The organism is Gloeobacter violaceus PCC 7421 (assembly GCF_000011385.1).
Lineage (GTDB): Bacteria > Cyanobacteriota > Cyanobacteriia > Gloeobacterales > Gloeobacteraceae > Gloeobacter > Gloeobacter violaceus.
Genome location: NC_005125.1, coordinates 1,375,134 through 1,397,164, shown reverse-complemented (window position 1 = coordinate 1,397,164; position 22,031 = coordinate 1,375,134). Strand labels below are relative to the sequence as shown.

13 protein-coding genes are annotated in these 22,031 nt (G+C 61.8%); 5 read left to right on the top strand and 8 right to left on the bottom strand.

What is annotated here, in order from left to right:
- Nucleotides 1–71: 71 nt before the first annotated feature.
- Nucleotides 72–1,616 carry a hypothetical protein gene (locus GLL_RS23400; RefSeq protein WP_164928741.1) on the bottom strand — a complete coding sequence of 515 codons (1,545 nt, stop codon included), beginning with the start codon at nucleotides 1,614–1,616 and terminating at the stop codon, nucleotides 72–74.
- A 431-nt stretch (nucleotides 1,617–2,047) separates the two neighbouring features.
- On the bottom strand, nucleotides 2,048–4,708 hold the full coding sequence (locus GLL_RS06770) for a TonB-dependent receptor plug domain-containing protein (RefSeq protein WP_164928740.1): 2,661 nt from the start codon (nucleotides 4,706–4,708) through the stop codon (nucleotides 2,048–2,050).
- Nucleotides 4,709–4,957: 249 nt separating this feature from the next.
- Between GLL_RS06770 and GLL_RS06765 the strand changes: the two genes are divergently transcribed.
- The gene (locus GLL_RS06765) at nucleotides 4,958–6,376 is read left to right on the top strand and encodes an ABC transporter permease (RefSeq protein ID WP_011141303.1); all 1,419 of its coding nucleotides are present in this window, start codon (nucleotides 4,958–4,960) and stop codon (nucleotides 6,374–6,376) included.
- Between the two features lie 45 nt (nucleotides 6,377–6,421).
- Nucleotides 6,422–7,864 (top strand): ABC transporter permease, encoded by a 1,443-nt coding sequence (locus GLL_RS06760; protein ID WP_164928739.1) that lies wholly within the window; start codon nucleotides 6,422–6,424, stop codon nucleotides 7,862–7,864.
- 9 nt (nucleotides 7,865–7,873) lie between these two features.
- Here the strand turns inward: GLL_RS06760 and GLL_RS06755 are convergent, their stop codons facing one another.
- The 3 genes from GLL_RS06755 to GLL_RS06745 all read right to left on the bottom strand — a co-directional run bounded on the left by GLL_RS06755 (nucleotide 7,874) and on the right by GLL_RS06745 (nucleotide 11,979).
- The gene (locus GLL_RS06755; RefSeq protein ID WP_011141301.1) at nucleotides 7,874–9,661 is read right to left on the bottom strand and encodes an ABC transporter ATP-binding protein; all 1,788 of its coding nucleotides are present in this window, start codon (nucleotides 9,659–9,661) and stop codon (nucleotides 7,874–7,876) included.
- Entirely contained in the window at nucleotides 9,658–11,391 is a 1,734-nt protein-coding gene (locus GLL_RS06750) for an ABC transporter ATP-binding protein/permease (RefSeq protein ID WP_011141300.1), read from the bottom strand. Before GLL_RS06750 ends, GLL_RS06755 begins: the two co-directional genes overlap by 4 nt.
- Nucleotides 11,392–11,595: 204 nt before the next feature.
- The gene (locus GLL_RS06745; RefSeq protein WP_164928738.1) at nucleotides 11,596–11,979 is read right to left on the bottom strand and encodes a hypothetical protein; all 384 of its coding nucleotides are present in this window, start codon (nucleotides 11,977–11,979) and stop codon (nucleotides 11,596–11,598) included.
- A gap of 157 nt (nucleotides 11,980–12,136) precedes the next feature.
- Between GLL_RS06745 and GLL_RS06740 the strand changes: the two genes are divergently transcribed.
- From GLL_RS06740 to GLL_RS06730, 3 genes are all read left to right on the top strand, one after another.
- Nucleotides 12,137–13,372, top strand: a complete 1,236-nt coding sequence (locus GLL_RS06740; RefSeq protein WP_011141299.1) for a YcaO-like family protein — start codon at nucleotides 12,137–12,139, stop codon at nucleotides 13,370–13,372.
- Nucleotides 13,353–14,027: a TfuA domain-containing protein gene (locus tag GLL_RS06735; protein ID WP_011141298.1), complete on the top strand. Its 675-nt coding sequence runs from the start codon at nucleotides 13,353–13,355 to the stop codon at nucleotides 14,025–14,027. The genes GLL_RS06740 and GLL_RS06735 overlap by 20 nt, the downstream gene beginning before the upstream one ends.
- An 88-nt stretch (nucleotides 14,028–14,115) precedes the next feature.
- Entirely contained in the window at nucleotides 14,116–17,247 is a 3,132-nt protein-coding gene (locus GLL_RS06730; RefSeq protein WP_011141297.1) for an efflux RND transporter permease subunit, read from the top strand.
- A 45-nt stretch (nucleotides 17,248–17,292) separates the two neighbouring features.
- Here the strand turns inward: GLL_RS06730 and GLL_RS06725 are convergent, their stop codons facing one another.
- The 3 genes from GLL_RS06725 to GLL_RS06715 form a co-directional block, all read right to left on the bottom strand.
- Nucleotides 17,293–18,129 carry a class I SAM-dependent methyltransferase gene (locus tag GLL_RS06725; RefSeq protein WP_164928736.1) on the bottom strand — a complete coding sequence of 279 codons (837 nt, stop codon included), beginning with the start codon at nucleotides 18,127–18,129 and terminating at the stop codon, nucleotides 17,293–17,295.
- A 96-nt stretch (nucleotides 18,130–18,225) separates the two neighbouring features.
- Entirely contained in the window at nucleotides 18,226–19,638 is a 1,413-nt protein-coding gene (locus tag GLL_RS06720) for a hypothetical protein (RefSeq protein ID WP_011141295.1), read from the bottom strand.
- 30 nt (nucleotides 19,639–19,668) lie between these two features.
- A complete protein-coding gene (locus tag GLL_RS06715; protein WP_164928735.1) occupies nucleotides 19,669–22,026 on the bottom strand; it encodes a glycoside hydrolase family 10 protein in 2,358 nt (785 codons plus the stop codon).
- Nucleotides 22,027–22,031: the final 5 nt, after the last annotated feature.

Genomic DNA, 22,031 nt, shown 5'->3' with positions numbered 1-22,031 from the left:
GTGCAAGGCGCCGGGTAGTGAGTCTGAAAACCGGAGCAGGCTCCGGTTTTCCCTTACGCCTGACACATGCTCTAGAACTCCACAGGTCCCTCAATGATGCAAATGGGGATGAGGCCGTCGGTCGCAGTCCCCGGAGGGCAGGGTTCCTCTTCGTAGAAGATGACCTGGCCGGGTCCGCCCGCTCCGCCGCCGCCGCCGCCGCCGGTGGGCAGGTACTCAGAGTAGGGGAATTGGGCCGTCACCTCGGCACCGCCCGCCAGGGGCTCCGAGCCGTTGAAGCTGGCATTGGGTTCGATGAGCAGGCGACCTTCGGCGGCGATGAGAGTCAATGCACCGCTGCTCCCCGCTTCTTCAGCCCCGGCACCGCCCTCGGTGCGGATCGTGCCGCTCAAAGTGAGCAGTCCGGTTTGCGAGCCAAGCACCACTGAACCTCCCCCGCCGCCGCCGCCGACCATGGCCGGGGGTTCGTCGGACGACAGTGCCATGCGCACCTGGGGAGCCGCCGCTTTTTTGGGTTGGGGAGTGCCGGGTTCACCCGTACTCCCACCACCGCCACCCCGACCGCCCTGGCCACCCTTGGCGGGGATCGGAACGGGACCAAAGAACGGGAGGCGCACACACCTGTCGCCGCCGCCCCCACCGCCGCCCCCACCGCCGCCGTTCGGAGAACCGTTGCCACCGTTGCCGCCGACGCCACCGTTGGGGGCCGCTCCGCCGTTGCCGCCCTTACCGCCGAACACGACTCCCAACCTGCCGCCCTGGCCGCCCACGCCGCCCGCGGCAGCAGCGGGGCATTTTCCCGCTGCCCCGTTGCCACCTGCTGCCCCCCCGGCGGCGGCACCGTTGCCGCCGAGGCCGCTGTAGCCACCGCCGCCGCCACCGCCGCCGCCGCGCAAGTTACCGACTTTGCGTCCGAGTCTGTTTAAAACCGGATTGCCGTCCCCGCCGTTGCCGCCGTTGCCGCCCGCAAAGGCGTAGCTGCCCTTGCCCCCGCGACTGCCGCCGCCCCGGGCTAAGCCACCGCCACCGCCGAAGGGAATCCCCGCCACTTGAGCACCGGTACCACCATCGCCACCGCCCACATCGATGCTGCCGGCAAATTGCAGGTCGCCGCCGGCGAAGATGTGGAAGCCGCCGCCGCCGCCGCCGCCGCCGCCCGCATCGACGGCCCCCGCTTCGCCGGAGCCTCCTTTGAGATCGACGGTGGCCCCCAGATAGGCCGAGTCGCCCGAGGTGAGAATCAGCGCCCCGTCGCCCTCGACACTCACCACGACGCCGGGCCCGAGGTGAATGCTCAAAAAGTCGAATACCATGACCCCGGGCGCCTCCCCGTCCTCAAGGCCCTCCACCGGCACACCGAGGGACACCCCGCGGGCGACACCGGGTTGGATGCTGCCGTTGATCGCGTAAGTGCCGGTGCTCGTGTTGAAGACGACGGTGCCGCCATCGACGTGCAATTCTCCCAGAGCACTTTTGGGGGCAAAAGCAATCGGTACCTCCGCCACCGGTGCGTCCGCCGCAAGCTTTACCGATTTTGTCGACTGGGCAGTGCGAATATCCGATTTCGAGCCGCTTTCTGCCGCAAACAGCGGTGCGGGCAGAAAGCTACAGCTCACAAGTAACGCGCTCAAAACTGCAATAGATTGCCTGCATCGGGCCACTCGGAGGGGATGGAGAGTCGTCGTTTTTTTCATGTTGACCTCAGGGGAAGGGCACGGTCTCAGTAGTTTGGATTTGCCGAGACTTTACCCAGGTAGTTGTCTGCATGCTCCTCGACAGAAGCTGCCACTTTCCAGACCGGATGCTGCTCAAATGCCGTCCAATTTTTGCTTGGGTGTTCAGCGGATGGTGATCACCCGCTGGGCCAGGGCGCCGTGACCGAGAAGATGCGAATCGGCTTGGCGCCGTAGCGCGTGCTCCAGTGCCCTGGCTCGTAGACTAGTTGCCAGCCGATAGCCAAAAGTACCAGCGGCCAGCAACCCCTGTTGGTGAGGGCCACAAGGCTCCAACACCCTGCGCCGATGACGGTGCCAAAACAGACCCGCAGTTAATTGCTCCCCTGAGCACCCCCTCCAAATTCAATCCTGCCGCCTATACGAAAGGTGGTGCCCGGAGCCGGGATGCCGCTGAGGTACTCGTACTGCGTATCGGTCAAGTTGAAGACACTACCGGTCAAAGTAAAGTTCTGTGCAATGGGAACTTCGACATTGAGGTCCAGGGTTGCAAAGGATGGGGTGAAATCGGTCGAGCCTCCCAGGCCGGTCACCCCGCGCCGCTTGCCGTCGTCGTAGCGAAAAAGCAGCGAGGCATTCAGCCTCTGATTTGCGTAGGAAAGGGCAGCGGCAATTTTGTTGAAAGGGATGCTCTGGTCTTGAAACTGGAAGAAATACGGGTAAGTGGACTGTTCCACGCTGTCGACTGCACCCACATTGCGTGCGTCGGTGTTCGTGTAGGCGACTCTCAGCCGCAGCTGGTCGGTGAGCTGCCAGTTGGCTGCCACCTCAATGCCCGAGGCAATCCGGGTGTTCTGATTCTGCCGTTGAAAGCGCAGGTTGCCATCTTGAATGAGCGCTGCAAAACCGATGAATCCGTCCAGATAGGTGTTGAAGTAGGTGACCTGCACACCCAGGTTTTGCGCCGGGGTAATATCGACGCCGACATCGTAGGTGACGCCCGATTCGGGGCGCAGCCCGGGATTCGCCAGGAGAAAGCCTCCCGTAACGGTGAGGTCGGCGATGCTTGGCGCGTTGAACACGTAGGAGCCGTTGGCCCGCAGCGAGAGGAAGTTCGTCGGGGTGTAGCGGATGCCGACTGCGGGAGTGCCGACGCTGCCGAACTGGGTGCTGTAGGTATAGCGAAAACCGAGGTTTGCCTTGAGTTGGTCGCTAAAGCTGATGTCGTCGATTAAAAAGGCGGACGTGCGCGAGATGGCGCTGTCGACGAACCTGGTGCCCCCCCCGACCTGGGCATAGCTGCGGTCCTGCACGAAGTTAATCCCGAAGGAGAGGGTCTGTCCGGCGGAGAGTTGGGTGTTCAGTGCGCTCTGGATTTCGAGCTTGTTGCCCTCGTTGTAGGGCTGCGACGGTTGGAAGACGGCAAAGGGCGACTCGCCCGCTCCGAAGAAGTTGGTATTAAAGAAGAGCGGCGCGATGAAGGCGGTGGATGTCAATCGGTAGTAGGAAATGTAGCTGTTGATGGAGGCGGTGGGCGTGAGCGTGTAGTCCCAGAACAAAGCGGCCTCGGTCTGTGTCTGGTTGTCGACCCGGTAGCTGACTTGGGTACCGGTGGCCGGTTCTGCGTTCGGGTAGGCGCTCCCGGCCGGGAAGTTCACCCTTCCATCGAGCGAGGTGGTGTAGGGAGCGGCGTAGTTGCCCAGCAGCGAGTTGATGCCCAAATTCACGCTCGCGGTGTTGACGATGTAGGGCGTCACGGTGCAGGCCGATTCGCTGCCGTCTGGATTGAGGGGCAAGAAGCGGGAGAAACTCAAAGTCCCGTTGTCGACCCCTGGAGGCAGAGCGCCGCCAAAACACGGAATAAAACCGTAAGCGCCGGGGCCGTCGTTGCTGAACTTTGAATTTTGCTGGTGGAGGCTCAGGGTCAGTTTGTTGGCGGGATCGGGCTTGAAGACGAGCTTGCCCGCGTAGCTGTCGTTGGCGTTAAAAGCATTGTCTGCAACACCTTTGACGGTGATGGGCGGGCCGACCTCCGGCTTGAGGTAGCCGTACAGGTCGATGTCGCCGCTGTTCTCAGGGTCGGGATTGGGCTGGCCGAAGGAGCTAATCGGGTTGCCGTCCGCATCGAAGGCGAGGCCCGAGGCCGCCGCATTTGGATTGACCGTGGGACCGTAGAAGCGCGCCTGGTTGGGCAGGGTGAAACTGTAAGGATAGTTGTTGAAGGCGACCAGGCTCGCGAAGATCAAGTTGTAGCTGAGCGTGTCGTCGCCGCCGCCGTACTTGGCCAGGTAGCGGCTAAAGCCGTAGCTGCCCGCTTCGTAGGCGAGAGTCAACTTCGGCAGTCCCCTGGGTGTCTCGGTAATTAAGTTGATCACACCGCCCACGGCTCCAGAACCGTAGCGCAGCGTTGCACCGCCGGTCACCACCTCGATGCTTTCCAGCTCATCGACGTTGAAGCGTGTGATGTCGGAGCGGTTGTTGCCGGAGCGCTGCAGCGACACTCCGTCCCTGAGCACCAGAAACCGCTGGTCGTCGAAGCCCCGCAAGAAATTGAACCCCGAGTTGCGCACCCCACCCAAAGAGGGCGGCCCCTCGAAGCCGGGAATCAGCACCAGCGCGTCTGTGACCGTTCTGGCCCCTTGAACCTGGAAGTCTGCTCTTTTGACCGTATAGGTCGTCGCCGTCGTGTCGCGTTGCCGGGTGGGGCGGCGGGTGGCGGTGACCGAGACTTCATCGAGGATATCGGCGCTCTCCCCCGGGGCGGCAGCTCCTTGAGACACAGCGGCAGGTGCAGTCGACGCCGCTCCCCCCGCCTGGCTGACTTTGGCGGGTGCGCTGAGCGGCCGGGTCCAATCCCATAGGGCCGGGCGGTGTTCCAGGTCGGCGGCGGTGCCGGCTGCTGACCGCAGCAAAGCCTTTGCCCCCTCGCCACCGATCTGGGCACTGGTACTCTGTGGGGCGATTGCCGTCCGCACCGTCGGTTGTGCGGTTACCGCCGTGTCCGACAAGCTGAAACCGAGAGCGATTGGCACCATCAGCCATAGACACGGCCTGGGTCCGCACTTAGTGTTCATGACGCGTTCACTCCCTTCCACCGGCAATCTTCACAGTATCGGAAGTGACCGAATCCCTGTATCCCCCTGGCCAGGATGGACTGCCGCGACCGCGGCGATTAGGCTATGTGGGCCGACAGTGCCAAATTTTGCCGAAATCCAGGCAGCCCAGCGTGTTCGGAGCATAGGCGGGACTGAGGCGAGAAAAAATACTATTGCAACAAGGGCATCATGATTATCCGGATCGCACGCAAAGAGACCACAGAGATCGTGCGCGACGGCCGCTTCCGGCTTGCGGCGCTCATCGTCGGGTGCCTGCTTCTGGCGTCACTGGCCGCCGGTTGGAAGCACTACAGCGATAGCGCCACAGAGCGGGCGGCGGCGGAACGGGTCACCCGCGCGCAGTGGCTCGCCCAGGGCCGCAAAAATCCGCATTCGGCGGCGCACTACGGCGTTTATGCCTTTCGGCCCCAACTGCCGCTCGCGTCGGTGGACGTGGGAGTGGAGAAGTACGTCGGTGTGGCGGTATGGCTGGAGGCGCACAAGCAAAACGACTTTCGCTATCGCCCAGCCCAGGACGCCACCGCCGTGCAGCGCTTCAGCGAGCTGACCGCCGCTACGGTGCTGCAGCAGTTGCTGCCCCTGCTCATCGTGCTGTTGACGTTTGGTGCTTTCGCGGACGAACGCGAGAGGGGCACGCTCAGGCAGGTGTTGAGTCTGGGGGTACCCAGGCGGGATCTGGCCCTCGGCAAAGCCCTGGGCATCAGCTTTGCCCTTTCGCTGCTGCTGGTCCCGGCGACGATTCTCGGCGTGATCGCCCTCGCCCTCTCTGCCGGGCCGGACGCGATGATCACAAGCGCGGCGCGCATGTTGCTGATGGGTGCCAGTTATCTTGTCTACTTCGGCATATTCGTCGGCCTGTCGCTCGCTGTATCGGCCGCGGTACGCTCCTCCCAATTGGCCCTCGTGGTGCTGCTTGCTTTCTGGATCGGCAACGGCCTGGTGGCGCCGCGCGCCGTTGCCGATCTGGCAAGACGCGTTTACCCCGGCCCCTCCGCACTCGCTTTCGGTCAGGCCGTCAAGCAGGACATCGACAACGGCGTCAACGGCCACAACGCCGCCGACGCCCGCCTGGCCGTTTTGAAGGCCCAGACCCTCAAGCAGTATGGAGTCAAGCGGGTCGAAGATCTGCCGATCAACTTCGATGCCATCGCCTTGCAGGAGGGCGAGAACTACGGCAACAAAGTTTTTGACAAGCACTACGGCTCCCTCTGGCAAACTTTCGAGCGCCAGAACAACGTTTATCAGTGGGGGGCACTCTTCGCACCCTTGCTGGCCGTGCGGACGCTTTCGATGGGCCTGTCCGGCACGGATTTTGCCCAGCATCGCGACTTTGCCAGTGCGGCCGAGGGCTACCGCCGCGGTTTGATCAAGACGATGAACGAGGAGATGCTCCACACGGAAGCGGGCAATTGGGAGGATACGGTCGGCGCCGAGACGTGGGCAAAGGTGCCGGCTTTTACTTACCGGATGCCATCGGTCGGCTGGGTACTGGCCAATTACTCCTGGAGCATCGTCTTTGCCCTGGGCTGGTTGGTTGTCGGTGTGATCGCTGCTTTCCAGGCCACGATCAGGCTGCGCGTCGATTGAGGAATGTTTTGTGTCGAGTCGAGCCAACTTGAACAGGAAGCGCAGATGTTAGGGCCAATTATCAAGCACGAGTGGCGCAACCTGGTTGCCCAAAGCACCCTTTGGCCAATTGTCGGTCTATTTGCGCTCCTGATTGGCTACGGGGTCTACAACGGGGCCGCCTGGGTGCAGTTTCAGCAGGAGGCTATCCAAACCGCCAGACAGGACGAGGCAACACGGTTGGCCTTGCTGGGTAAGCAGTTGGTGTCCCTTGAGCGCGGACCGACGGCCGAGTTGAAAGAGGCCCCGCAGGCCAGTGCCTGGTGGGTTGGCTACTCGCTTGCGGGGCGTTACGCGGTGATGCCGCCCGGTCCCCTGGCCTCCCTTTCGGTCGGTCAAAGCGACCTCTACCCGTACTATTTCAAAGTGACCACCGCCAGCAAGCAGGCTTTCATCAACAACAACGAGATCGAGAACCCGACCAACTTGCTGGCGGGGCACTTCGATCTGGCCTTCGTGATCGTTTACCTCTACCCGCTGTTGATCCTGGCTTTGAGCTACAACCTCATCTCCCAGGAACGCGACGAGGGCACGCTCTCGATGTTGCTGTCGCAGCCGGTGGCCCTCGGGACTTTCGTACTCGGCAAAATCGCGTTTCGGGCTTTGATCGTCCTGGCGCTGGCCGTCGCTTTTTCCCTGGCCGGGGTCGTTCTCAGCGGTGCTGAACTGGGGGCACCGGACACCGCCCTGCGCTTGGGGTTGTGGCTGTTGGTCGTTGGAGCCTACGGAGCTTTCTGGTTTGCAGCCGCGGTGGCGGTAAACGCCCTGGGCGGCAGTTCTGCGACCAATGCCGTCGCCCTGATGGGCCTGTGGCTGGCCTTTGTGGTGCTGATCCCGGCCCTGGTCAACATCACGATCAGCGCTGTCGATCCGATGCCCTCGCGGCTTGAGATGATCCAGTCCCTGCGCGAAGCGTCCAGCGCCGCCAGCGACCAAAGCGACCAGTTCCTGAGCAAGTACCAGGCGGACCATCCGGAATTGGCCGCCGAGGGTAAGGGTGGTTTTAACTACACCGATTACGGCGTCCGCTACACGCTCGTCCAGGCGGAAGTTGACCGGCGCGTCCGGCCGGTGCTCGAACGCTTCGACGCACAGCTCTTGCGCCAGCAGGAATGGGTGGACCGCTATCGCTACCTCTCGCCGGCCGTGGTCACCCAAGAAGCGCTCAACGACCTGGCCGGTACCGGTGTGGCCCGCTACCGCCACTTCCTGGGACAGGTAGAGGCGTACCACCGCGACTGGCAGAAATTCTTTCGCGCCGACACGATGAATAAGCAGCGTTTCAGCGCGAATGACCTGCAAGAGCTGCCGCACTTTAGGTTCTCTGAAGAAGCTCCCGGCCCGCTCACCGAGCGCGTCCTTGGCAGTCTGCTGGGGTTGATTGCTCCTGCTTTGCTCATTGGTCTAGTCGGCCTCTCAGCCTTGCGCCGCTATCCAATCACCGGCTAGAGGCGCGCTTCAGTTGTGCTGCGCGGCAAGCAGTTCGGCGTAGCGCCCCCCACGCCGCATCAGTTCCGCGTGGGTTCCTGTCTCGACTACCTGTCCGGCTTGGAGGACGACAATCCGATCGGCGCTGCGAATGGTCGAAAGCCGATGGGCAATCACCAGCGTGGTCCGTCCGGAGCGCAGACGGTCCATGGCCGTCTGGAGTGCCAGTTCATTCTCGGTGTCCAGGTTGGAAACCGCCTCGTCCATCACGAGGATGGGTGAATTTTTGAGCAACGCTCGCGCGATGGCAATGCGCTGGCGCTGCCCACCTGATAATTGCAGGCCACGCTCACCGGCATTCGTGTCATAGCCCTGGGGCAAGCAGCAGACGAATTCGTCTGCCAAGGCCAGGCGGGCGGCTGCTTTGACTTCTTCATCGCAAGCGGCGGGCCGACCCAGGCGAATGTTGTCCCGGATGCTCATATTGAATAAATAAATATCTTGCGGCACCAGTGCAATCAGCTCCCGTAGCGTGGCTTGCGGAAAATTGCGCAAATCATGGCCCCCGATCGTGACCGATCCGGCCGTGGTATCCCAAAAGCGCAGCAGCAGGTGAATGCAGGTGGATTTACCCGCACCGGAGTGCCCGACCAAAGCAACCGTTTCTCCCAGTGCCACCTCGAACGAGACATTCTCCAGGGCATTGGGGAGCGCCGGACCGTAGCGGAAGCTGACTTGATGGAATCGCACGTGGGGCACTATCTGTCCGGTAGGGGGCGCTGCCACTTTGTCCTCGACCAAAGCCGGCGCATCGAGCACCGCGAAGACCCGCTCTGCCGCTGCGAAAATCACGCCGAGGTTCTGAGTGATTCGGGTGAGCGCCACGACGGGCTCAAAGGTGTAAGCGGCAAGCACAATACTCAACGGGAAAAAAGCGAAGCCGAGCGACCCACGTGCCACCAGGTAGGCGGCCGCCGCGAGCACGCACAGCATACCCAGGGAAACCGCCCCATTGGTGAGAGCACCCTCAAGACCAGCCCGGCTGCCGTGGGCCATCTGGCTTTTGCGCAGCTCCCGGTCGCGACGGGCAAGCCTTTCGCCGAAATACCCGCCCTGGCCGAAAGCGACGATCTCTCGCAATCCCTGCACCGCATCCACGACCTCCGCGTTGACTTCGCCCAACTGCCGACGCAACGCCTTGCCTTCGCCGGAGGCACGTCGGCCAAACCACAGAGGAATACTCACCACCAGGACGAGGGCCGGCAACAACGAGAGCACCAGCAGTCCATGCAGCGTCGCCAGGGCAATCAGTGCGCCGGCCGGCACGACCACGGCCACGACAAAAGTTCCCACCGTGTGGGCGTAGAACCACTCCAGCATCTCGACGTCGGACATCACGGAGGAAGCGAGATCCCCGCTGCGGCGATCGAGCAGATAACTCGGCGCCAGCCGTTCGAGTGCCCGATACAGTGCACCGCGCACATCGGCCAGGATGCGGTAGGCCAGATCGTGGGCAAGCCACATCTCAAGCCAGGCCATCAGTGCTCGCAGCAGCACGGTACCGCCCAGAAGCCACAGCAGGGGTACGAGCGCCTCGACGTTGCTGCCGGTTACCGCTGTACCGACCAGATAAGCCCCGAGGCAAGTGGCGGCAATCGCCATGGCCTGGTTGGTAATCCCAGAAGCGATGGTCAGCCCCATGAGCCAAAAGTGGCTCTTCAACATCGCCAGGAGCTTCCAGAACCCGGACGGGTGGGGCGGGATGGTTTGGCTGTCCCATGGGATTCCTTCCGGAGCCGGTACCTGTTCAAGTGTCATAAAGTTCCTTGCTGTGCCGTTACCAATCGCGCGTAAGCCCCCGGCTGCAAGAGCAAGTCTCGATGGCGTCCTGCTTGAACGGCCTGTCCTTGTTCGAGTACCACAATGTGATCGGCATTCACCACCGTCGAGAGCCGGTGGGCAATCACCAGTGTGGTGCGGCCGGAGCGCAGGCGTTCGAGCGCTTGCTGGATTTGCGCCTCGTTGGCCGCATCCACGCTGGACGTTGCTTCATCCAGGATCAGTAGGGGGGCATCTTTCAACAGTGCTCGGGCAATCGCGATGCGCTGGCGCTGCCCGCCGGAAAGCTTCAATCCCCGTTCACCCACGATGGTCTGATAGCCCTCGGGCATTTCGGCAATAAAGTCGTGGGCGTTTGCCGTCCTCGCCGCCGCTTCCAGTTGGGCGGGTGTCGCATCGCGTCTACCAAACCGCAGGTTCTCAGCCACCGTGCCGTGAAAAAGGTACGTCTCCTGCGGTACCACCGCGATCAAGCTGCGCAAGCTTTCGAGTGAATACTCCCTTATCTCTCGGCCGGCGAGTGTAATCCGTCCGCTCTGCGGGTCGAAAAAGCGGAACAGCAACGAGACCACCGTGGATTTGCCCGCTCCCGATCGCCCGACCAGGGCGACGGTCTCACCGGGTCCCACCTCAAACGAGAGCCCACCCAGGGCTGGACGCTCCCCATCGGTGTAGGCAAAAGTGACGTTCTCGAAGGCAACGGCCAGACTGCCGGACTCTGAGCCGACTGACGCCGAGTCTGCCGGTTCGCTCACCATCGGCTGTGCTTCCAACAACTCAAAGATGGCGGGGGAAGCGGAAATCCCTCTGTAACCCAGGTGCCAATACATATTGAGATCGGCCAGGGGACGAAAGCATTCGGCTGAGAGAAACAAAATGGTCAGCAAACCCGGAATGTTCAAGCTGCCCTCAGCCAGATGCAGCGCCCCCACTCCGACCGCGAGCGCCGTACCGGCACTGAGGGCCAAGCCCGCGATACCCGAACCGACCAGCGACAAAGACATCTGTGCCATGGTCGCCCGGTACAAGTCCGTCGCCTCGCGCTGCAAAGTCAACCCCCGGCGTCCGCTCGCATTGAATGCCTTCAGGGTCGTCATCCCCTGCATGCTGTCGAGGAACTGAGCACCCAGACGGCTATAGGCCTGCCAGTGGCGGCGGCCATAGTCCCCCAGCAACCAGTCGTAGAGTGTGGGACCGAAAGGAGCGACGAGTACGCAGCCGAGCGTCAGCGCACCCACCACCGGATCCAGGGCGAACAGTCCGCTTACAATCAGCGCCGGGGCACACAGGGCGATACACACCTGCGGAAGGTAGTAGCCCATATAGCCTTCCAGGGCTTCCACACTGTCTACCACCGTTGCCTGTACCGCCCCGGTACGCTTGGTTTCGAGATAGCCCGGCCCCAGCAACAGCAGCCGGTTGAAAAGCCGCGTGCGCAGCATCTGTTTCACAGCCGACGCCACCTCCACCGCACTCACCTCGCGCAGCCACACAAGAGCGATCCGCAGGACGATACAGGCTGCAATCCCACCAAGACTGTCCAGAATCGAAGACCAGGAGCCCGTTCGCAAGATCTGGTCCACCGCTCGCGCAGTCAGTAAACCCTGGACGATATACGTTCCTGTGGCTGCCAGTCCCAGCGCCGCCGTCGCCGCAAGCCGAACGCGCGCTCCCCGGGTCAGAGCCAGCAGACGGCGTTGCAACATCATCGAGCGTCTCTCCCCGTCGGCATCTGGAGCGTCAGCGTCAAACCCAATCTATAAATGCTTCTCTTAAGCATAGAAAGTCTATTGTAGCTCCAACACTTTTAGCGAAATGTGAGCTTTTGCGACATCCCCCTGGGGGGTATATCTAACCGAACTCCTTCTGTGTAAGCGTCGGTTTTATCAGCTTGACAGCACCAAATCACCTGGTTAGTCTTGCGCCAGGCCGATCCAAATGGTGACGTCTGCTACAACACATAATTGGAGAAGAAAACGCCAATGCTTAACTGTTACGATCCGAATAGTGTGAAGCCGGGTACTGCCGCATTCCAAACGATTTCCCTGCAGCTCGATGGGAAATCCGGTGTCTTTTTTGAAGAGCTGCTTGGCCTTCGCTCGCTCGGCACAAGTTCTGCACACCACAGTGGCGGCGGGTTTGCAGAGGCTGGCTCCGCACATCACAGCGGTGGTGGCTTCAGCGAAGCGAGTGCCGCACACCACAGCGGTGGTGGGTTTACAGAGGTTAGTTCCGCACACCACGGTGGCGGTGGTTTCCTTGAAGCCTCTCGCAACTAAGCAGAGCTGGTACGTCACGAATTTAACTCGACTTTGAAGTGAGCAGTATAGCCATTGCGCTCAAGCTCGTTCGCGATGTGGCGCGATGGCTATTCACTCCACTGCGGGTCAGTAGCCGGCATTTTGCGCAGTGCTCTTTGCCGGCAATTTGTTGAAAATAACTTCAAGTTGAAAAATGACTGAGACTACAGATTTGTATAGAATGAGTTCGAGTTTGCGCGTGGTTGCGCTCGCGGAAACTCTTCAGCGAGCGCGGGCTTTTGCAAGCCGCTTGGGTATTATCCGCGTGACGGACACCACCCGGTTAGACTGCATCGGCATTCCTGTTTTTGCTAGTATCCGACCCACGGCGCTGCCTGGTTCTCTGTGCGTCAATGCAGGCAAAGGGCTCCGTCCTGAGGAGGCGCGCGTCGGGGCATACATGGAAGCCATTGAGTTTGCCATGGCCGAGTATGGGCGTTCGGCCGTCGATTACGTGATGGCCACACCGCGCGACGTCCTCGACGGCAGGAGTCGGCCAGAAGCTATTCTTGATTTTTGTCCTGTCTTCGGTGCCCAGATTACTCTCGATGACCCGATGCCGTGCGTGGAAGCGGAGGAATTGCTCAGTTCGACGCGATGCCTGGTGCCGGCAGAACTCGTCTACGTGCCTGCCCCGGCGGTAGAGGGGGTGCAGAGGCATTTCGGGTCGAGTTCGAATGGCCTGTGTTCCGGCAACTCCGTCTGGGAGGCAAGCGTGCACGGACTGGCCGAGGTGATCGAACGGGACATCCAGTCATTTTGTTTCCTGCACGACACCTCGGTACTGGTGGACATCGCCTCGTTGCCGCCGCAGCCGGCCGCCCTGGCCCGGCAGATCGGCGAGGCCGGTTTCACCCTCCGGCTGCGTTACGTCGAGAACATCTTCGAGTTGCCGTACTTCGCCGCTTACGTCATGGAGCCGGACCCGGTCGATGCCGTCTACATTTGCGGCGGCTTTGGATGCCACCCTTTCAAGGAGATCGCCGCGGTGCGCGCTATCTGCGAAGCGGTCCAGGGGCGCCTGTCGTTCATCCATGGCGGGCGGGACGATCTAATCGAGCGCCACCGGCTGCTTGCCCAGATGAACGGCGAGCAGGAGTTGGCCTTCAGCCGAAAACTGGCCGCTAAAGTCTCACGCCCCGAAGGAATGATTGGCTTTGAAGCGATTGGCGATCGATCAGGTGAAGTTTGCGATCTGTCCTCGGCCTGGGAGGTGCTCGTCGCCGCCATCCGGAAAGTGGGGATCGCGCATGTCTGCCGGGTCGTCTTCACCCAGCCGCACGATCCGGTTCAGGTACTCAAGCTGATCGTGCCTCGCCTGGAGATGTTTGACCGAAGCACCAGACGGATTGGACCGAGGCTGAGGGACCATGCCCGATTTCATGAATAACTGCACGTTCTTCGTCGGCCCGACGCTGCAGGGCATCGAACCGCTCAAACACCTGCGATTGGATGTGACCTGTCTACCGCCCGTGCGCCGCGGCGACGTCGAAGCCTTGACCTCCCAGTCTCCTCCGGGCCATCTGGTGATCGTCGATGGCATCTTCCACCAGTTCCCCTCTGTCGGGCACATCGAGCTGCGCACAGCCCTCAAAAAGGGATGGCGGGTTTGGGGGCTCTGCTCAATGGGCGCTATCCGCGCCTGTGAAATGCGCGATCTGGGAATGCGCGGTTACGGCACGGTGTACGAGCGCTTCGTGCAGGACGAAGATTTTACCGACGACGAGGTCGCCCTCCTGCACGGGCCGGCACACCCTTACCCATCGATCACTGAGCCGCTCATTCACATGCGCTTCGCGCTCGACGACCTGGTGACCCGGGGCGGACTCTCCCGCCGCGAGGCGGCGGCTGTCGTGGAGCACTTGTCGCGTCTCTGGTTCGGTTACCGGACTCTGGCACTGTTGCGGCAGCTTGTCCTAGAGTGCCGGCCGCAGATGGAGACGGGCATCGTCGACACGTGGCTGGCAAACTTCGAGCCATTCCGAATCAAGTCCTGGGATTTGTGGAAGTTCCTCCAGGAAAGACCCTGGCAAAAGCGCGATTGAGTACCACTTGAGTATCTTGAGAGAATTTGCATGATAATGATTATTGTTCTCTATGACCGAAACACGGGTCGGTGGCCCAGGAGCTGAAATGACCTGGAATCTTTCTGCCTGGTCCATCCGCAACCCGGTGCCCACCATCGCCTTGTTTTTGCTGTTGACGGCGGCTGGGGTGGCTGCCTTCGTCCAGCTTCCGATCGCCATCGACCCGGACGTGCAGGTGCCGAAGGTCTCCGTCACCGTCACCCAGCTGGGAGCAGCCCCGCCGGAACTGGAGACCCAGGTGACGCGCAAGATCGAGGACGCTGTGGCAGGCATCGGCAACATTAGGCACATCACCTCGCAGATCAAAGACGGATCCTCCTCGACCGAGATCGAGTTTCTGCTCGGCACCAACTTTGACCGAGCCGTCAACGATGTGCGCGATGCCGTTGCCAAGATTCGCTCCTCATTGCCCCAGAGTATCGACCAACCGGTGATCCGTCGGGTAGAGGCCAGCCGAGATGCCGAGACCCTGGTCGAGTACGAAGTGCTCTCCGCAAGCCGCTCGGTCAAGGAGTTGAGCTGGATCGCCGACAACGATGTGACTCGCGCCATGCTCGCGGTGCCCGGGGTGGCCAGGGTCTGGCGCTCGGGCGGGGTCACACGAGAAATTCGGGTGCAGCTCGATCCAAACCGGCTGCAGGCGCTGGGGATCACTGCCCTGGATGTCGATGCGCAGATCCGCTCACTGAACACTAACCTGCCCGGTGGCCGGGGGGAAGTGGGTACCACCGAGCAGGCGATCCGCACCCTCGGCTCGGCCAGTACTGTCGAGCAACTGCGCACTACCCAAATCTCACTGGGGGATGGACGTCATGCCCGCCTCGATACCCTGGGCCGCATTACCGACGGCGAGAGCGATCCCGATAATCTTGCTTTTTTGAACCGGGTGCCGGTCGTCTACCTTGGAGCCATCCGCTCCAGCGGCAGCAATTTGGTGGCGGTCGAGGAAGCCATCGATGCGAAGATGCGCGAGCTGGCGCGTAGCCTACCCGCCGGCGTCGAGATCCGCAAAAGCTGGACCAATGCCACTTTTGTGCGCGAATCCTACAGCGCGTCGGTCGAGGCGTTGCTATTGGGAGCGTCGCTGGCGGTGGTAGTCATCTGGCTTTTCTTGCGCGATGGGCGGGCGACTTTTATCGCAGGTCTCGCTATACCGCTCTCGGTGATCCCGACGTTTGCAGTGATGAAGCTGGCGGGCTTCACGCTCAACAACATGACGCTACTGGCGCTGGCGCTGGTGGTCGGTATTCTGGTGGACGACGCCATCGTCGAAATCGAAAACATCATCCGCCACACCGCGATGGGCAAATCCCCTTTCCAGGCCGCCCTGGACGCGGCCGACGAGATCGGTCTGGCGGTCGTCGCCACCACGATGACGATCGTGGCCGTATTTTTGCCGGTGGCCTTTATGGAGGGCATACAAGGACAGTACTTCCGGCAGTTCGGCTGGTCGGTGGCGGCCGCGGTGCTCTTTTCACTGCTGGTGGCACGGATGCTCACACCGTTGATGGCCGCTTACTGGATGAAGCCGTTGCCGCACACAGAGCAAAAAAGTTTCCTGGTGCGTGCTTACGACTATCTGCTGATCAGGGCTCTGCAGTATCGGAACTTGACGGTCGTGCTGGCTGCCGGGGTGTTTGCCTTGAGCCTCTGGCTGTGGCCCCAGGTACCGACTTCGCTGGTGAATGCCGCCGATGACGGCGAGATCGATCTGTATGTCCTGATGCCGCCGGGCACGCCTATCGAGCAGACCCGGCAGAGCGCTTTGCAGATGAGCGCGCTGATGGAGGCCCATCCGGCAGTCGATCGGGTTTTTAGTGGGGTGGGCACTTTTGGCGACAAGAAAAACCAGAATCTGTTCTTCATCTACCTCAAACCCAAAGAGCAGAGACGGTTGAACGAAAAACAGGTCGAAGCCGAATTGAGAAGCAAGCTTGAGCAGGTGCCGGGGGTGCGTTTGTCTTTCGCGGGCAGCAGCTTCACCGGCGGCAAGGAACTGCAAATTGTCCTTCAATCCGACGATTCGATTGCCCTTGAGCGTTCCGGCTCGCTGCTGGTGGATCAGATGCGCTCGGTGCCAGGATTGACCGACGTCAATCTCGCATCCGAACTCGCCCGGCCCGAACTGCGCGTGGTTCCCAACCTGGCCCGGGCCGCCGATCAGGGAGTGTCGGTAGAGGCGATTGCCCGCACCGCTTTGGTCGCCACACTCGGGGACAACCCCACTTCCCTGGCAAAGTTCAATCTGCCCGGTCGGCAAATCAACATCCGCGTTCTGCTCGATCCGCGTTTTCGCCAAGACCTCCAGGCGATCGAAAATCTGCAGCTCACCAACGGTAGCGGACAGCTGGTTCCCCTGAAAGCCGTCGCCGACATTCGCCTGAACACCGGGATCTCCCAGATCGAGCGCTACGACCGCTCCCGCAAGGTCACCGTTGAAGCCAACCTGGCACCGGGCAGCGAACTTGGACCGGCCCTGGCGCGAGTGCACCAGTTGCCCGCCCTGCGCAACTTACCCGCCGGTGTCCGGGAGAAAGCCACGGGCGATGCCGAGGTGCAAAAAGACGTCTTCAACGGTTTTGGCGGCGCTATTGCCGTGGCGGTACTGCTGGTTTACGCGGTGTTGGTTCTGTTGTTTGGCGGCTTTTTGCAACCGCTCACCATCATGATCTCGCTACCCTTGGCCTTGGGCGGTGCCCTGGTAGGACTGCTGCTAATGGGCAAGTCGATGGGGATGTACGCCCTAATTGGCATTGTGATGCTGATGGGATTGGTGACCAAAAATGCGATCCTTCTGGTCGAATACTGCCTGATGGCGATGAAGGGGGGCAGGTCAAGATTGGAAGCGATCATGAGTGCGGGCGAAACCCGACTGCGCCCGATCCTGATGACCACCGTCGCGATGATCGCAGGCATGCTGCCCATCGCCCTCTCGCTTGGAGCCGGGGCCGAAACGCGCTCTCCCATGGCGATCGCAGTTGTGGGCGGGCTGGTCACCTCGACACTGCTGACTTTGGTGGTAGTCCCGGTGGTCTTCACCTACATCGACGATCTCGAGCAGTGGCTATCTATTCACTTGGATCGCACGTCTCAACAAGATCGACGTCAAGCTATCCAGGCCGATAACCAACCGGATCTTCCGGTAATTGCTCGCTCGCTTCCTACTCAGCAGGAGTAGCAATTGGCAAATTCTTCTGTCCTTAGAAAATTCACCATCGAAGGTTTAGAGCCTGGTGCAGGTAATCTGACGCAGGCCCATCGAGCAGGGCACTGAGCCGTCGGCCCTTTCCAGCATCCCCATGGCAGAGATGAATTCAGCTTCTAGTCGCACCTTTGCTTCGTCTGAAAGCAGCACAACGTCGTACATCAGCGAGAGCATTTCCCAGACTTTGTTTCTGGGGGCATCCAGCCGAATCACAAAGTCCTCTATCCAAATCGGCTCAACGAATCCCGTGCCTGCCGAGAACAAGCTCCGCAGTCCCTGCTCGGAGAAAGTAAGCGGATCTCCAAGGCGCGGTCCGCGGGTATTCACCTCTGAGAGGTAATTTTTCAGCAGTTGCACGAACGCCTCGTAGGCGTCGCCTCGTTGAAACTCACCCACGACGACTGCAGAGAACACCCCTCCGGGCTTGAGAACACGGTGCACTGAGGCAACGACTTCACGGACGCCATCCATCAGCATCAAGGCCAAGTGGCAAAGCACAAAGTCCACCGACGCATCCGACAGAGGAAGCGCCTGCGCTCGGGCGCAGTACAGAACCACGGCAGCGGAAACTAAGCGTGCTTGGGCAGCGTCCAATTCCTCCGGGCTCAAATCGACGCCGACCAGGCAGAGACGTGCCTGTTGACGCTCGGCCAATCTTTGGAGCAAAAAACCATCTCCACAGGCAAGGTCTAACACCGTGATCGGCTGCTCACTTTCTGGAATAACTTTAAGTAGCCGCTCATATGAAGAGATTCCACACAGAGTTTGGCCATGAGCAAAAGATGATGAAGTCGCACCAGGGTAAAGGCTGTGAAATTTCTTGAGGAAATATTCGGCTTCCGAAAGTTCTTGCATGAGCATTCCAGATTTGCGTCTCGGCTCTCCGCGTCGCTTCTCAAATTAACAGACAACGATCCCATTCCTTGCTTGAACTTTCGGACGACTTTGAACTCAACCACTGCTCCCACATGGACAGGTGTCCTTTGGCGTACGTTTCTGTTCCGTTGATCCCAAAACCCCAAATGCGGCTTTGTGGGGCTTCGCGCCGACGGCGAACACGCGCACAGGTTTGGCGCCGTAGCGCTCGCTCCAGTGGCGCTCCTGGAAGACAAGTTGCCAGCCTGCGGGAACGGTGCCGCCGACCAGTTGGGGATAGTTACGCAGCAGTGGATAGATTTTCCGGTAGCGCCCATCGATGATTGCTGCAACGTAGCGCGTTGCGGCGGGCAGGGGCACTTTGCCGCCTGCGATCCGCTCGGGAGGCAGGCGGCTGAAATAAGCGACCACGGGACTGTCGGTGACCAGGATCCCCGAGGGCGAGTGCCGGGCAAGCCATCGCCCTGCCACTTCCGACGGTTGGTTGAGGACCACCCAGCGCGGCCACAGTTGCAGGTACTGAACACTAAAAAGCAGTAGCACCGCCACGGCAGGTAGTTGGAGCAGGCGCAGCAGGGGACGGGTCGAGGCGAGGGCCGCAAGCAATGCCACCAGCACCAGATAGTAGCGGCTGCTGCCGGTGAGCGCTCCCCCGGCCACCAGGGCGACGAGCGTAGCGAGATAGCCAAAGGCCATCAGGCCCAGCCTGAGTGCCTCGCGGCGGGCAGCAAGGGTACCGGCAAGCGCCAGAAGCAGGGGCAACGCCAGGGGTCTCCACGAATAGGCGACCAGTTCGCGCCATCGGTCGCCCGCGCTTGGCAAAGCGGCTTGATCGACAGCGGCCCACGCGGCGGTGCGGCTGGCCTCCGCCTGGGTGAGGAACAATCCCAAGCCAAGGGCCGCGACGGGGAGCAGAAGCCACCCCCAACCCGAGAGTCGAACCGGGCGGCGCTGGAATATTTGCCAGCCGATCGCCAAAAGTACCAGCGGCCAGCAACCCCTGTCGGTGAGGGCCACAAGGCTCCAACACCCTGCGCCGATAACGGTGCCATCTTTTTGCCAGGCCACCACTCCCAGTACGACGAGCAGTACGGCGAGCGGTTCGGCGACGCTCAGGCTGCCGCCCAGCACGGTGATCGGGTTGAACAAAAACAAGCAGGCGGCGCCGACACCCCACCGCCAGGCAAGCACCCCGGCTGTAGCCATTGAAAACAAGGCGCTCAGGGCCTGCAGGGCAGCCAAGTTGTGCCAACCGAAGATCGCGAGCCATCCCCCCGCCAGCCAGTGATAGACGGGTAGCCAGCCGTTGCTGGTGCCGGTGAGCGGGTCGGTGAGAATACCAGTCCGCGCCAGATGGGCGGCGATCAGCCAGTGGTGATAGCTATCCTCCCAGGCAATGCCCAGGTTCTGGCGGTGCGCCTGTAGAGCAAGCCAGAGAGCCGCGGCGGCGCCAAAGGCAAGCCAGTTCAATAGACGCGCGGCGGGCACAGCGGCTCATGCGATTGGGGGCTTTCCAGCCTATCGGCCGGTTCTGGCGGCGCGCACCTGGCGGTCGAGGCGGCCCTCGGCATAGCGCAAAAGCGTGTCGAGCGAATCGATCCGGTTCTCCCAGGTCTGCAGGCGATAGGGTCTGAGGATTTTTTCTTGCCCCAGCCAGGTGCCCAGACCCTGGCGGATGGCCAGAAGCTGCTCGCGGGCGGTGCGCAGCCAGCCGGCCGACGGCTGCTTGCTCAACGTTTCGAGGGCGGCCTGGGTGCGCTTAATCTGGGCGCGCCATTCGCTGAGGCTGTACTCAGCCACCCAGATCTGTTTACGATCCAGCAAAAAATCCCACTCGCGCTTGAGGGCCGTGAATCGCTCTAGGGCGGTCGAAAGCGGGTCGCGATAGGGCAGAAGATTGGAGGCGGAAGAAGCCTGGGCAAGCATCTGCTGGTGGTTATCCGCCAGGTGGGCGGCGGCAAAAAGCGAGTAACCGCCGGAGGGCAAATCGCGCACCGCCTGGAGCTGATCGCGCAGTTGGACCTGCGGCAGCGACATCAGGTTGAGGCTGGGCAAAATCAGCACGGGCGCTTCTTTGACGCCGGGGAGGGTGGGCTCCACCAGCTGCTGCAGGCGGCGGGTATTGAGGGCGTAGGTCATCGGCACCAGCAGGTCGATGTTGCCCTGGATCGCCCACGCTTCCCAGTCCTGCTGCAACAGGCGTAGCCGCTCGCCGGGAGGGTTGGGAAAGACCGCCGCCGAAACGATGAGCCGCGGCTTGATGCGACGCAGCTTCTCGGCGGATTCGGCGACGAAGCTGCTCACTTGCTCGGCTTTGAAGCGGGTCCACAGCGCCCAGAGCGAGCTTTCTTCAGGAGCGATGTCGATCGGGTCGACGCCGGTCAATTGGGCAAAGCTCCGGCGCGCCGCCGGGGAGTAGCCGAAGTACTGACCGGCGTTCTTTTGGAGCGGATAGCGGATGTAATCGAACTGCAACCCGTCGACATCGTAGTTGGTGAGGATCTCCTCGTAGAGACTCTGCAAGTAGGCGCGCACTTCCGGATTGGCTGGGTCCATCCAGTACTCGGGTTGGCCCGCCGGGCGCAGATTGCCCTTGCGGCCGCTTTGTGCCCAACCGGGGTGGGCGGCGAGGACCGGTCCGGGAAAGTCCTGGGATTTGCCGATAAGCGCGTTGTGGCGCGTGTTGCCCGCCGCGAACGCCCACGTCCAGGCGTGCAGTTCCATCTTGCGCTCGTGGGCCAGGCGCACCGCCGCCGCGAGCGGATCCCAGCCCCGAATGAGCGGATTTTGGGCAGGAGCGACGGCACTCGGGTAAATCGTGTAGCCCGCGTTGACGGTTTCAAAGAAGACCGTGTTGATCCCCGACTGGGCCAGGCGGTCGAAGATGCGGGTCAGTCCCTCTTCAGAACCGGCTTTGACGATCGTGCCCCGGTCGAGCCAGATGGCGCGCACCTCCGGCAGGGCCGCCAGTTGCGAAGTCGGATAGTGCGCCCACAGATCTTCGATGGCATCCTCCCAGGCGGCGCGCGCCTGGGTGTCGAGGCCGTCTTTGAGCATGGCGGGCAATTCTTTGAGCGTGCGCTGGGCGCGGGCGATGGCGTCGCGGTAGGCAGGCGGGAACTGCTCGGGGGCTGTCGAGCGCGCGTCGCTGGTGAGCAGAGCGCTCTCGACGCGCCCCAGCACCCCCTCCAGTTCTTTGAACATGGCGGTCGCTTCGACCGGCGCGACTTTGAACTGGTTGCCCACCGCCCCCGGCAAGAAGCGCTCGATCGCCGCCGCCAGCCAGTCGCGGTCAAAAGTCGGTGAAGTCGTCCCCCACTGCCAGCCCAGGTAGGTCACATCCTCGTTGACGAGCACCGCCGGATTGCCCAGGCCACCGATCCAGGTAGCCGCGATGTTGGCGGTGCTGCCCACGGGCCGCACCAGGCTGCCGCCGCGCACAGCGCTGGCGGTGTTGCCGAGCTTCGTCCAGGGCTGGACCAGCTGCACCTCGGCGCGCGAGACGATATTGAGCGGTTCGATCCAGTAGGCACCCACCAGGTTGGTGAGCGCTTCGCGCACCTCAGGGGGCGATTCGGTGCCGAAAGGTCCGCTGACGATGAGCTTGCCGCCCCGGTCCACCCACTGCTGGATGGCGTTTGCCTGCTCGAGGGTGAGCTTGGTCAGATTCGGCAAAAACAGCACCTTGGCCTCGGCGAGCCGCTCCAGGCTCAAATCGGCGAGGGCCAGGGGCCGATAGCGCAGATTCAACCGCTCGATACGCCCCCGCAGCGTATCCCAGGCTCCTGCCTCAGGGGGCTGGACTACCACAATCGGATAGGCCTGGGCGGCCAGGATCAGCGGCGCCGACGCCAACCACAGCACAAGGGCGAGCACAATTC

Excerpts from the sequence above, each read along its gene's own strand:
- GLL_RS06770 (WP_164928740.1), bottom strand. The coding sequence starts at position 4,708 with ATGGTGCCAATCGCTCTCGGTTTCAGCTTGTCGGACACGGCGGTAACC.
- GLL_RS06765 (WP_011141303.1), top strand. The coding sequence starts at position 4,958 with ATGATTATCCGGATCGCACGCAAAGAGACCACAGAGATCGTGCGCGAC.
- GLL_RS06760 (WP_164928739.1), top strand. The coding sequence starts at position 6,422 with ATGTTAGGGCCAATTATCAAGCACGAGTGGCGCAACCTGGTTGCCCAA.
- GLL_RS06755 (WP_011141301.1), bottom strand. The coding sequence starts at position 9,661 with ATGACACTTGAACAGGTACCGGCTCCGGAAGGAATCCCATGGGACAGC.
- GLL_RS06750 (WP_011141300.1), bottom strand. The coding sequence starts at position 11,391 with ATGATGTTGCAACGCCGTCTGCTGGCTCTGACCCGGGGAGCGCGCGTT.
- GLL_RS06740 (WP_011141299.1), top strand. The coding sequence starts at position 12,137 with ATGACTGAGACTACAGATTTGTATAGAATGAGTTCGAGTTTGCGCGTG.
- GLL_RS06735 (WP_011141298.1), top strand. The coding sequence starts at position 13,353 with ATGCCCGATTTCATGAATAACTGCACGTTCTTCGTCGGCCCGACGCTG.
- GLL_RS06730 (WP_011141297.1), top strand. The coding sequence starts at position 14,116 with ATGACCTGGAATCTTTCTGCCTGGTCCATCCGCAACCCGGTGCCCACC.
- GLL_RS06725 (WP_164928736.1), bottom strand. The coding sequence starts at position 18,129 with ATGCAAGAACTTTCGGAAGCCGAATATTTCCTCAAGAAATTTCACAGC.